14 protein-coding genes and 1 pseudogene are annotated in these 11,797 nt (G+C 70.4%); 11 read left to right on the forward strand and 4 right to left on the reverse strand.

All coding sequences use genetic code 11. The features are described 5' to 3' along the window. The 8 genes and pseudogenes from HY68_RS45220 to HY68_RS17620 form a co-directional block, all read left to right on the forward strand. Positions 1–96, forward strand: a pseudogene (locus HY68_RS45220) (16S rRNA (uracil(1498)-N(3))-methyltransferase); the annotation flags it as partial. 91 nt (positions 97–187) lie between these two features. Then, positions 188–547 carry a histidine triad nucleotide-binding protein gene (locus HY68_RS17590; protein ID WP_041989945.1) on the forward strand — a complete coding sequence of 120 codons (360 nt, stop codon included), beginning with the start codon at positions 188–190 and terminating at the stop codon, positions 545–547. A 15-nt stretch (positions 548–562) separates the two neighbouring features. Next, positions 563–1,489, forward strand: coding sequence for a ribonuclease Z (locus HY68_RS17595; RefSeq protein ID WP_041989948.1), 927 nt, complete (start codon positions 563–565; stop codon positions 1,487–1,489). Positions 1,490–1,565: 76 nt separating this feature from the next. Next, complete coding sequence (locus HY68_RS17600; RefSeq protein WP_041989950.1) at positions 1,566–2,681, forward strand: PfkB family carbohydrate kinase; 1,116 nt, start codon at positions 1,566–1,568, stop codon at positions 2,679–2,681. A 154-nt stretch (positions 2,682–2,835) separates the two neighbouring features. Beyond that, positions 2,836–3,876: a PhoH family protein gene (locus HY68_RS17605; protein WP_052457119.1), complete on the forward strand. Its 1,041-nt coding sequence runs from the start codon at positions 2,836–2,838 to the stop codon at positions 3,874–3,876. 47 nt (positions 3,877–3,923) lie between these two features. Then, entirely contained in the window at positions 3,924–4,421 is a 498-nt protein-coding gene (gene ybeY, locus HY68_RS17610; RefSeq protein ID WP_041989954.1) for an rRNA maturation RNase YbeY, read from the forward strand. Then, positions 4,418–5,719, forward strand: coding sequence for a hemolysin family protein (locus HY68_RS17615; protein WP_041989956.1), 1,302 nt, complete (start codon positions 4,418–4,420; stop codon positions 5,717–5,719). Before ybeY ends, HY68_RS17615 begins: the two co-directional genes overlap by 4 nt. Then, positions 5,716–6,075, forward strand: a complete 360-nt coding sequence (locus HY68_RS17620) for an MmcQ/YjbR family DNA-binding protein (RefSeq protein WP_041989959.1) — start codon at positions 5,716–5,718, stop codon at positions 6,073–6,075. The genes HY68_RS17615 and HY68_RS17620 overlap by 4 nt, the downstream gene beginning before the upstream one ends. An 81-nt stretch (positions 6,076–6,156) precedes the next feature. On the opposite strand, the gene HY68_RS17625 is transcribed toward HY68_RS17620, so the two are convergent. After that, positions 6,157–7,551: a polysaccharide pyruvyl transferase family protein gene (locus HY68_RS17625; protein ID WP_041989961.1), complete on the reverse strand. Its 1,395-nt coding sequence runs from the start codon at positions 7,549–7,551 to the stop codon at positions 6,157–6,159. 188 nt (positions 7,552–7,739) lie between these two features. Between HY68_RS17625 and HY68_RS17630 the strand changes: the two genes are divergently transcribed. Both HY68_RS17630 and era read left to right on the forward strand, forming a co-directional pair. Beyond that, the gene (locus HY68_RS17630) at positions 7,740–8,108 is read left to right on the forward strand and encodes a hypothetical protein (protein WP_041989964.1); all 369 of its coding nucleotides are present in this window, start codon (positions 7,740–7,742) and stop codon (positions 8,106–8,108) included. 73 nt (positions 8,109–8,181) lie between these two features. Next, entirely contained in the window at positions 8,182–9,132 is a 951-nt protein-coding gene (gene era, locus HY68_RS17635; RefSeq protein WP_107070092.1) for a GTPase Era, read from the forward strand. A gap of 21 nt (positions 9,133–9,153) precedes the next feature. Here the strand turns inward: era and HY68_RS17640 are convergent, their stop codons facing one another. Next, on the reverse strand, positions 9,154–9,867 hold the full coding sequence (locus HY68_RS17640; protein ID WP_041996410.1) for an SGNH/GDSL hydrolase family protein: 714 nt from the start codon (positions 9,865–9,867) through the stop codon (positions 9,154–9,156). 69 nt (positions 9,868–9,936) lie between these two features. On the opposite strand from HY68_RS17640, the gene HY68_RS17645 reads away from it, so the two are divergent. Then, positions 9,937–10,569, forward strand: a complete 633-nt coding sequence (locus HY68_RS17645; protein WP_198533294.1) for a TetR/AcrR family transcriptional regulator — start codon at positions 9,937–9,939, stop codon at positions 10,567–10,569. 4 nt (positions 10,570–10,573) lie between these two features. Here the strand turns inward: HY68_RS17645 and HY68_RS17650 are convergent, their stop codons facing one another. Further along, complete coding sequence (locus HY68_RS17650) at positions 10,574–10,840, reverse strand: protealysin inhibitor emfourin (RefSeq protein ID WP_041989973.1); 267 nt, start codon at positions 10,838–10,840, stop codon at positions 10,574–10,576. A 26-nt stretch (positions 10,841–10,866) separates the two neighbouring features. Beyond that, on the reverse strand, positions 10,867–11,797 hold a 931-nt coding region (locus HY68_RS17655), incomplete at its 5' end, for a M4 family metallopeptidase (RefSeq protein ID WP_063779655.1).

Consider the following 11,797-nt stretch of genomic DNA (forward strand, 5'->3'; position numbering starts at 1 on the left):
AAGCCGTACCGGCTCGGGCCGAGCGTGCTGCGCACCTCCACCGCGGGCACGGCGGCCACCGCCCTGCTGCTGGGCCGCACCGGCCGCTGGTCCTGACGGGCCGCCACGGCCGCCCGGCGCGGCGGAGCGCCGTCGGCCGGATACGATGCGTGCCAACCGATCGGACACCCCAGGGAGGCCCGGCACCATGGCGGGAGAACCACAGGCCGACTGCCTGTTCTGCAAGATCGTCTCCGGTGACGTACCGGCCACCGTCGTCAAGGAGACGGACACCACGGTCGCCTTCCGGGACATCAACCCGCAGGCCCCGACCCATGTCCTGGTCATCCCCCGGGTGCACTACCCCGACGCCGCTTCGCTCGCCGTCGCCGAGCCGCAGATCGCCGCCGACGTCCTGCGGGAGGCGGCCGAGGTCGCCGCGCAGGACAAGGTGGACGCCGGCGGGTACCGGATCGTGTTCAACACCGGCAGCGGGGCGGGCCAGACCGTCTTCCACGCGCATGCCCACGTGCTGGGCGGCCGGGGTCTCAACTGGCCCCCCGGATAACGGCGGGCAACGGCGTTGTCCGTCCGCGAACTGGTGGTCCTGGGCACCGCGAGCCAGGTGCCGACCCGTCACCGCAACCACAACGGGTATCTGCTGCGCTGGGACGGCGAGGGTCTGCTCCTCGACCCCGGTGAGGGCACCCAGCGGCAGATGCTGCGCGCCGGGGTCGCCGCGCACGACATCAACCGGATATGTGTCACGCACTTCCACGGCGACCACTCGCTCGGTCTCGCCGGTGTCATCCAGCGCATCAACCTCGACCGGGTGCCGCACGAGATCACCGCCCACTACCCGCTGAGCGGGCAGCACTTCTTCGAGCGGCTGCGGTACGCCACCGCCTACCGGGAGTCGGTCGCACTGGCGCAGGTCCCGGTCGACGGGGACGGTGTGGTCGTCCTCGCCGAGACACCCGCCTACACGCTGGACGCGCACCGGCTCTCGCACCCGGTCGAGTCGTACGGCTACCGGCTCACCGAACCGGACGGCCACCGGATGGTGCCCGCCCTGCTCGCCGAGCGCGGTATCCGGGGCCCGGACGTCGGCCGGATCCACCGCGACGGCGTGCTGGACGGTGTCACGCTGGCCGAGGTCAGCGAGGTGCGGCGCGGCCAGCGGTTCGCCTTCGTGATGGACACCCGGCTCTGCGAGGGCGTGTACACGCTGGCCGAAGGGTGCGACATGCTGGTCATCGAGTCGACCTTCCTCGACGAGGACGAGCGGCTCGCCACCGACCACGGCCATCTCACCGCCGGCCAGGCGGCCCGGGTGGCGCGGGACGCGGGCGTACGGCATCTGGTGCTGACCCACTTCTCGCAGCGCTACGGCGACCCGGCCGCGTTCGAACGGCAGGCGCGCGCCGCCGGGTTCGACGGCGAACTGACCGTGGCCGCCGACCTGACGCGGGTGCCGCTGCCCAAGCGGTCGGCGGGACACGCCCACTGAGCGTGCGGCTTCCCCTCCGTGCGGCGGCGCACATCGGGCACACTGGCCGGATCTGCACGCGACCGGGGAGACGGCAGTGACGACCGCATCCGACGGAAACCCACAGGACCACACCGCCGACATCGACCCGCTCGGCGGGCTGCGCGCCCCGGACGACCCGGAGTGCGACGTCTACCTGACCGGCACCGTCTTCCTCGACATCATCTTCACCGGCCTCGACAGCGCACCCGTGCGCGGCACCGAGTCCTGGGCCAGGGGGATGGGATCGAGCCCCGGCGGCATCGCCAACATGGCGAGCGCGCTGGCCCGGCTGGGGCTGCGCACGTCGCTCGCCGCCGCCTTCGGCGACGACCATTACGGCGAGTACTGCTGGGACGCGCTGGAACAGGGCGAGGGCATCGACCTGTCCCGCTCGCGCACCGTCCCCGGCTGGCACTCACCCGTCACCGTCTCCATGGCGTACGAGGGCGAGCGGACGATGGTCTCGCACGGCCACGAGGCCCCGCCGCCCGAGGGCGCGCTGCCCGAATGCCCGCCGCGTGCGCGGGCCGCGGTCGCCGCCCTCAACCCGGGACGCGACGAGGGCTGGGTCGCCCGCGCCGCCGGGCACGGCGCGCGGATCTTCGCCGACGTCGGCTGGGACGACTCGGGGCGCTGGGACCTGGCCGAGCTGCCCGACCTGGAGCACTGCGAGGCGTTCCTGCCCAACGCGGAGGAGGCGATGCGCTACACCCGCGCCGACAGCCCCAGGGCCGCCGCCAGGCTGCTGGCCGAGCGGGTGCCGCTCGCCGTCGTCACGCTGGGCGCCGAAGGGGCGTACGCGGTGGACGGCAGGACGGGGGAGACGGCCGAGGTGCCGGCCATCGCGGTGGAAGCACTGGACCCGACGGGCGCGGGCGATGTGTTCGTGGCCGGATTCGTCACCGGCACGCTCGCCGGCTGGCCGCTCGCCGACCGGCTCGCCTTCGCGGGCCTGACGGCCGCGCTCTCCGTCCAGGAGTTCGGCGGCGCGCTCGCGGCCCCCGGCTGGTCGGAGGTGGCCGCCTGGTGGAGCTATGTGCAGGCGTCGACCGAGCAGGACCCCGAAGGCCTGCGCAGATACGCCTTCCTCAAGCCGCTGCTCCCGGCCCCCGACCGGCCCTGGCCGCTGCGCAGGGCGGTCCCGACGATCGGCTTCGGCCGCTCGTCCTGACCACCCGGGCGGACGCGGGAAAGCCGGATCGGGCAAGGGCGCGTGTAAAAGTCCTACGGGCTTGTCAGTGCGGAGTCGTAGGCTGTTACCCCAGAGGTTGTCGAGCAGCGAGAACCCTGCAACGGGAGGTATGTGCAGGCCACAGTGCCGGCCCATGACTCAGACACCTACAGCCCAGAATGGCAGGTCCCCCGAGACGGGACAGGCGCGTGCCCACTTCACCGTCCCTGACAAACATCCGATGGTGACGGTTCTGGGTTCGAGGGATTCCCTGCTGCGTGTGATCGAGTCGGCTTTCCCCGACGCCGACATCCATGTACGGGGCAATGAGATCAGCGCCAGTGGCAGCGCGGCTGACGTCGCGATGATCCAGCGCCTGTTCGACGAAATGATGCTGGTGCTCCGCACCGGTCAGCCGATGACGGAGGACGCAGTGGAACGTTCGATCGCCATGCTCAGGGCGAGCGAGGACGGCGGCGCGGACGGACCCGAGACGCCCGCCGAGGTGCTCACCCAGAACATCCTCTCCAGCCGGGGGCGCACGATCCGGCCGAAGACCCTCAACCAGAAGCGCTATGTCGACGCCATCGACAAGAACACGATCGTGTTCGGCATCGGCCCCGCCGGTACGGGCAAGACGTATCTCGCCATGGCCAAGGCGGTCCAGGCCCTGCTGGCCAAGCAGGTCACCCGGATCATCCTGACCAGGCCCGCCGTCGAGGCGGGGGAGCGGCTGGGCTTCCTGCCCGGCACGCTCTACGAGAAGATCGACCCGTATCTGCGCCCGCTCTACGACGCGCTGCACGACATGCTGGAGCCGGACTCGATCCCGCGGCTGATGGCGGCGGGCACGATCGAGGTCGCCCCGCTGGCGTACATGCGAGGCCGCACCCTCAACGACGCGTTCATCATCCTGGACGAGGCGCAGAACACCAGCCCCGAGCAGATGAAGATGTTCCTGACGAGGCTCGGCTTCGAATCGAAGATCGTCATCACGGGCGACGTCACCCAGGTCGACCTCCCGGGCGGCACGAAGAGCGGTCTGCGCCAGGTCCAGGACATCCTGGAGGGCGTCGACGACGTGCACTTCTCCCGGCTCACGTCGGAGGACGTCGTACGGCACAAGCTCGTCGGCCGTATCGTCGACGCCTACGAGAAGTACGACAGCCGCAACGGCAACGAGCAGCACCGCTGACGGGCCCGCCCGGCTGAGGCATCGACCGAAAGAGTCACAGCAACACCATGTCGATCGACGTCAACAACGAGTCAGGTATCGAGGTCGACGAGCAGGCGGTCCTCGACGTCGCCCGCTACGCGCTCACGCGGATGCGTATCCACCCGCTCTCCGAACTGTCGGTGATCGTCGTGGACGAGGCCGCCATGGAGCAGCTGCACATGCAGTGGATGGACCTGCCGGGTCCGACCGATGTCATGTCCTTCCCGATGGACGAGCTGCGTCCGCCGGTCAAGGACGAGGAGGAGCCCCCGCAGGGGCTCCTCGGTGACATCGTGCTCTGCCCCGAGGTCGCGAAGAAGCAGGGCGAGGAAGCGCCGACGCAGCACACCATGGACGAGGAGCTGCAGCTCCTCACCGTCCACGGTGTGCTGCATCTGCTCGGGTACGACCATGACGTGCCGGAGGAGAAGGCCGAGATGTTCGGCCTCCAGGCCGCCATCGTCGACGGCTGGCGGGGTGAGCGCGGTCTTACGGGTCCGTCGCCCGCGCCGACCGTGTCATGACCGCACAGCTGATCGTCGGGGCCGTCGCCCTGGTCGTCGTCGCCTGGCTGGCGGCCTCGGCCGAGGCGGGCCTCGCCCGCGTCTCCAGCTTCCGCGCGGCCGAGGCCGTCAGGTCGGGGCGCAAGGGCGCGGCCAAGCTGGCCCAGATCGCCGCCGACCCCACCCGCTACCTCAACGTCGCCCTGCTGGTGCGGGTGGCCTGCGAGATGGCGGCGGGCGTGCTCGTCACGTACGTGTGCCTCAAGGAGTTCGACGCGACCTGGGAGGCGCTGCTCGTCGCGATCGGGGTGATGGTCCTCGTCTCGTACGTGGCCGTCGGCGTCTCACCGCGCACCATCGGCAGGCAGCACCCGCTGAACACGGCGACGGCGGCCGCGTACGTCCTGCTGCCGCTGGCCAGGGTGATGGGCCCGGTCCCGCAGCTGCTGATCCTCCTCGGCAACGCCCTCACGCCCGGCAAGGGCTTCCGCAAGGGGCCGTTCGCGAGCGAGGCCGAGCTGCGCGCGATGGTCGACCTCGCCGAGCAGGAGTCCCTGATCGAGGACGACGAGCGCCGCATGGTGCACTCCGTCTTCGAGCTGGGCGACACGCTCGTACGGGAGGTCATGGTGCCGCGCACGGACCTGGTCTCCATCGAGCGGTACAAGACGATCCGTCAGGCCCTGACGCTGGCGCTGCGGTCGGGCTTCTCCAGGATCCCGGTGACGGGGGAGAACGAGGACGACATCGTCGGGGTCGTCTATCTCAAGGACCTGGTCAGGAAGACCCACATCAACCGCGAGTCGGAGGCCGATCTGGTCTCCACGGCGATGCGCCCGGCCGCCTTCGTGCCCGACACGAAGAACGCCGGGGACCTGCTGCGTGAGATGCAGCAGGAGCGCAGCCATGTCGCCGTCGTCATCGACGAGTACGGCGGCACGGCGGGCATCGTCACGATCGAGGACATCCTGGAGGAGATCGTCGGCGAGATCACCGACGAGTACGACAGGGAGCTGCCGCCGGTCGAGGAGATCGGCGACGGCTCGTACCGGGTCACGGCCCGGCTCGACATCGGCGACCTCGGGGAGCTGTTCGGTCTCGACGAGTACGACGACGAGGACGTGGAGACGGTCGGCGGACTGCTGGCGAAGGCCCTCGGGCGCGTCCCGATCGCCGGCGCGAGCGCCAAGGTCGAGCTGCCGGACGGCCGGGTCCTGCGACTGACGGCCGAGTCTCCGGCGGGCCGCCGCAACAAGATCGTCACGGTACTCGCGCAGCCGGTGGTGGCCGAGGAGAAGCAAGGGGCGGCTTCGTCGTGACCCCCGGAGAACTGACGGAGTTCTGCCTCGGGTTCAACGGGAGTTCGCGCGAGACACCGTTCTCGCGCAGCCCCGGCCTCTCGGTCTTCAAGGTGGGGGCGAAGATCTTCGCGTTCTGCTCGCTGGACGACGAGCCGCTGCGGGTCGCCCTCAAGTGCGCGCCGGAGGAGGCGGTCAGGCTCCGGGAGGCGTATCCGGCGATCGTCCCTGGCTGGCATCTCAACAAGCGGCACTGGAACACCGTGACGGTCGGCGACCTCCCGCCGCGCATGGTGCGGGAGTTGATCGAGGACTCCTACGACCTGGTGGTCGCCGGGCTGCCCCGGGCCGACCGCCTCCGCCTCGACCGGCCCTGACCTCAGGCCACTGCTCCAGGCCCTGATCCCGGGGGAGTCCCCGGTCCGGGGACTCTACGCGCGTCCGTGGACGTCAGCGGTTCAGCCGTGGGGCCGCATCTTGCGTACGCGGCGGCGGATGGCGGGACCGATGCGCGAGCCGTCGGCCGACATCCGCCGCTCCATCGTGGTGAGCCGCTTCATCAGTTCCTTGTTCTGCGCGGTCAGCGCGAGAACGCTCCGCTCGGCCTGCGCCAGCCGCTCGTGCAGCCTGCTGAAGCGGTAGCGCAGCGCGCCGTCGTCGGAGCTGTCCCAGACGCTGACGGGCGGCGGCAGCTTCAGGGCGGCGACCCGGGCGTCGTACGCGGCGCCGCCGTCACCGTGACTGAAGGTGTTCTCCAGGCCGTTGCGGTCGAGGAAGCCCTTGAACCGGTCCCAGCGCTCGCGGTGGTTGCTCAGCAGCGGCCCGTAGTCGGCTTCCTCGTACAGGTCCCTGGGGTGGATGTCGCCGGGCAGGCCGCGCAGCATCCGGTGCGGGATGTCGTAGTACCGGCAGAGTTCGAGGGTCCGCGAGTCGTGGACCAGCACCACGCTGGGCGTGCCCGCGAGGAGCGGCGCGATGTTGCCGTGGATGCGGGTGCCGTAGACGAAGTCGTGGGTGGCCAGTTCTTCCAGCCAGGTCCTCGGGTCGAGCGGGACCCTGACCTTGTTCTCCTGGAAGAGCGGGTGCGTCATCCGGCGGGGGAGCCCCTTGTCGCGGCCGGCGGTGACGCCGCTGGAGGTGTCGCCCCAGAACAGCAGCTCGGCGTCGGCGAGGTTCTGTGCGAAGTAGGTGAGGTCCGGGAAGCGTTCGTACGCGTTGCGGGCCAGCGCGGCCACGTCACCGACGCTCACGGCACCGGGCGAGAGGTTTATCCCTATTCGGGACGAACTGTCGATGAACCCCGGGTCGCGCGGCCGGGGGAAGGTCTCGCCGTGCATGAACATCGAGGGACAGCCGATGATGTCGACGTCGTTGAAGCCGAGGTCCTTGAGGTACGAGGCGGTCAGTTCACCGCGCACGCCGATCGAAGGTGATCTCTCCAGCACGGCCCTGACGAAGCGTTTGACCGACAGCTCCATCGGGGCGAGCCGCTTGGTGTCGTAATTCTCATTGACCTGTGCGCCGACTCCCAGCACCACCACCGGAATGGTGAGCTGCTCGATCAGGGTGGACATCCGGTCGAGCGAGGCGCGGAAGCTGGGCCGGAAGGCGTTGGCGAGGGGGATGACGAACGCGTCGTACTGTTCGTTGATCTCCTTCGCCCGCTCGGCCGTCGGCACGGTCTTCAGCCCGTTCGACGTCAACTCGGTGTCCTGGGTGAGCAGGATCTTGTACGTCGCGTCGCTGAACAGGAGATTCCCGGAGTTCGTGCCGATCAGGTCCTGCTGGATGAACTCCTCTTGGGACGCGACACGGAACGGGCTCTTCCCTGAGCGGATGAGTATGCGCTTCATGGCCTGCTTTCTCGCTTACTCGTAAGACCGGTCGACTGTCCGGAAGACGTAGATGAACGGGACGATACCGCAGGGCAAAGACAAGAAGACGAACGCATTTCCTGGTTTCGAACGGTTTGTTCTTTAGGTCCCCGGCCCGGTGAACCCGGCGCCACCAGCGGTGATCTCCTGAGACTTATGCTCGGCACATGACACAGAGCGCCGGGCCAGGACCCGCGGACATCGACCCGGAGGACCGCAAGATCATCACGCTCGCCCGCGCCACCCGCGCCCGCAACGGGGTGGCCGAGGGTGCGGCGGTACGTGACGAGACGGGCCGTACGTACGTCGCCGGCACGGTCGATCTCGACTCCCTCAAACTGAGCGCGCTGCGCACCGCCGTCGCGATGGCCGTCGCCAGCGGGGCGACGTCACTCGAAGCCGCCGCTGTCGTCACCGAGGCCGCGGAAGCGGCGGCCGAGGACCGCGCGGCGGTACGCGATCTCGGCGGCCCCGCGACCCCGGTCCTGCTGGCGGCCCCGGACGGGACGCTGCGCTCCACGGTCGAGGCGGGCTGACGCGGGACCCGTGCCGGCCGTCCACGGACCCGGCTGGTCGGCGCGGGCCCCGCGATCGGGGACAATGGGCGCCATGAGCGCTCGTACCCCTTCACCCGAGACAGCCGAAGCACCCCACAGGGCCGGCTTCGCCTGCTTCGTAGGCCGCCCCAACGCGGGCAAATCCACCCTCACGAACGCTCTGGTCGGACAAAAGGTGGCCATCACCTCCAACCGGCCGCAGACCACCCGGCACACCGTCCGCGGCATCGTGCACCGGCCCGAGGCGCAGCTGATCCTCGTGGACACCCCCGGCCTCCACAAGCCGCGCACCCTGCTCGGCGAGCGCCTCAACGACATCGTGCGGACCACCTGGGCCGAGGTCGACGTGATCGGCTTCTGTCTGCCCGCCGACGAGAAGCTGGGCCCCGGGGACCGCTTCATCGTCAAGGAACTGGCCGCGATCAAGAAGACGCCGAAGATCGCCGTCGTCACGAAGACGGACCTGGTCGACTCCAAGACGCTCGCCGAGCAGCTCATCGCGATCGACCAGATCGGCCGCGAACTGGGCCTGGAGTGGGCCGAGATCATCCCCGTGTCGGCCGTCGCCGACCAGCAGGTCGGTCTGCTGGCCGACCTGCTGGTGCCGCTGCTCCCGGAGAGCCCCCCGCTCTACCCGGAGGGCGACCTCACCGACGAGCCCGAGCAGGTCATGGTGGCCGAGCTGATCAGGGAGGCCGCGCTGGAGGGCGTACGGGACGAGCTGCCGCACTCGATCGCCGTCGTGGTCGAGGAGATGCTGCCGCGCGAGGACCGCCCGGCCGACCGGCCGCTGCTGGACATCCACGCCAACGTCTACATCGAGCGGCCCAGCCAGAAGGGCATCATCATCGGCCCGAAGGGCAAGCGGCTCAAGGAGGTCGGGACGAAGTCCCGCAAGCACATCGAGGCGCTGCTCGGCACCCCGGTCTTCCTCGACCTGCATGTGAAGGTCGCGAAGGACTGGCAGCGGGACCCGAAGCAGCTGCGGAAGCTCGGATTCTGACCGCGTCGCCGCGTCACACCGTCACAGTGCTTCTACGAGTGTCGCCACCCGCCCCGACAGGGCCCGCGCCCAGGCGCGGTAGCCGCTCGCCGACGGGTGGAAGCGGTCGGCGGCCATCCAGTCGCCCGGCATCTTCGGCGGCCCGCCCGAGTGCAGATGGAACAGTGCGGGATGCCGTCCGGCGACGATCTTCAACTGCCGGTCGAGCAGCCGCAGATACCCGCTGAGCGGCAGCTGGACGGCGCGCGGCAGCGCGTCCATCGTGTCCGTCTCCGGCAGCCCGGCGAACATCATCGGCACATCATGGCCGAGCCGCGCCCTGACGTCCCGCACGAGCCGCTCCACATCGGCGCGGAACGCGCGCGGCCGGCGGAACGTGAGCGCGTCGTTCACCCCGGCGACCACCAGCACCAGATCCGGCTGCCAGCCCTCCGTCGGCTCCGTGAGCCGGGTCAGCAGCTCCCGCCGTACGGCGCGCACCGTGGCGCCGGAGCGCGCCACCACCCGCCAGGAGACCTCCCGTCCGGTGAGTGCGGTCACCGCGAGGGCCAACTGGCCCGCCAGCGCGTCCTCCTGCCGCACCGCGCCGACCCCGGCCGCCGTCGAGTCCCCCAGGACGAGCAGTCGCAGCGGGCGCCCCCCGGCGCCCGCTGCGTTCTTGGACAGGCCCTTGTCCCCCGCGGCTTCCGGGAGCCTCGGCACCCGTGCCCGTATCGCCTGTTTGGTCATCAGCATGAGGTCCACCCCTCTGTCGCCTCAACGCCATAACGCTGTTATGTCCATAACATCGTTATGCTCCGTCCTGTGTCAACCTCCGATTCCGCGCTACGCCGCCGTCTGCTGGACGAAGCCGCCCGCATCCTCGCCGAACAGGGCGCCGCCGCCCTCAGCGCGAGACGGCTCGTCAAGGAGGTCGGCGCCTCGACCATGGCCGTCTACACCCACTTCGGCTCCATGCCGGGGCTGGTGCGGGAGGTCATGCGCGAGGGGTTCGCCCGCTTCATGGAGCGGCTGCGGCTGGTGGGGCGCAACGACGAGGACCCCGTCGCCGAACTGTTCGCGCTCGCCCGCGGCTACCACGAGTTCACCCTCGCCGAACCGCACGTGTACGCGGTGCTGTTCGGCGGATCGGCGCTGGCCGGCTTCGAACTGGACGACGACGACCGGGAGATGGGCCTGTACGTCCTGCGTGTGCCGCAGGACGCGATCCGCCGGGCCATGGTGGCGGGCAGGTTCCACGAGGCCGACACCGGCCTTCGGGTACGCCAGCTCTGGTGCGTGCTGCACGGGCTGATCGAGCTGGAACAGACGGGCTACCTCAAGAGCCGCTACACCGTGGACGAGTTCCTCGATGCGACGCTGCGGGACTTCGCGGTCGGCGCGGGGGACTCGGTGGAGGCGGCGACCGCGTCCCTCGAAGCCGCCGCCCTCCTCTGAATGCTCAGGCGCCTTCCTTCAAGACGCGCGAGACCAGCTCCCGTTGCGACTCGGACAGCCTCGGGTCGGCGCAGTGGACCGTACGTCCGTCGACCGTGATCCGGTAGCTGAAGCCGTCCGGGACGCCGGCCGGCGGCGCGTCCTGGCTGTCGGCGAGCGCCCGCTCCGCCAGGGCGTGCCAGGCGCCGGCGTCGGGCACGCCCGAGGTGTCCACCTCGGCCGCCCGCTCGATGCCGGCGAAACCGCCCGTGCGCCGTACCTGAATCCGCATGGGACTCTTCTACCCACCGGCCCGGCTTATCCGGCGATCCCGACCTGCGACCACGCCTTGACCGTCGCCCGGTGCTCCGCGCCGTCGGCGCCGAAGCGGTCGCGCGCCGCAGCCGCCGTACCGGCCGCGAAGTCCGCGAAGGTCGCGTCGGCCGCGAGGGCGCCACCGGTCAGCACGTCGAACCAGATCTGCCCGGCCCGCTCCCACGCCTTGCCGCCCAGCTCCGTGGCCAGCAGGTAGAACGCGTGGTTCGGGATGCCCGAGTTGATGTGCACACCGCCGTTGTCACTGCTCGTGCGGACGAAGCCGTCCATCGTGCCCGGCTGCGGGTCCTTGCCGAGCGCGTCGTCGTCGTACGCCGTGCCCGGCGCCTTCATCGAGCGCAGCGCGACCCCGCTGACCCGGGGGGTGAGCAGTCCGGCGCCGATCAGCCAGTCCGCCTCGGCGGCCGTCTGGTCCAGGGTGAACTGCTTGACCAGCGAGCCGAAGACGTCCGAGACGGACTCGTTGAGCGCGCCCGCCTCGCCGGAGTAGGTGAGGTTGGCCGAGTACTGCGTGAGGCCGTGGGTCAGTTCGTGCGCGATGACGTCCACGGGGAGCGTGAAGTCGAGGAAGATCTCCCCGTCGCCGTCCCCGAAGACCATCTGCTCGCCGTCCCAGAACGCGTTCGCGTAGTTCTCGTCGTAGTGCACGCTCGCCGTCAGCGGCAGCCCCGCGCCGTCCAGCGAGTCGCGCCCATACGCCGAGAGCAGCAGCTCGAAGGTGGCGCCCAGGCCGTTGTACGCGCGGTTCACCGTGGTGTCGGCGGCGGGCTGCTCGCCCTCGCCGCGGATCCGGGTGCCCGGCAGGGCCGTGCTGTGCGCGCAGTCGTACACCGTGCGCTGCGGGGCCGCCGCTGCCGCGTCACCCGTCGGCGGCGCCGTACGGGCCTCGGGCCCGGGGGTGGCGGTCGCGGTC

Origin of the sequence: Streptomyces sp. AcH 505 (assembly GCF_000818175.1) — a bacterium.
In the GTDB taxonomy this organism is placed as follows: Bacteria; Actinomycetota; Actinomycetes; order Streptomycetales; family Streptomycetaceae; genus Streptomyces.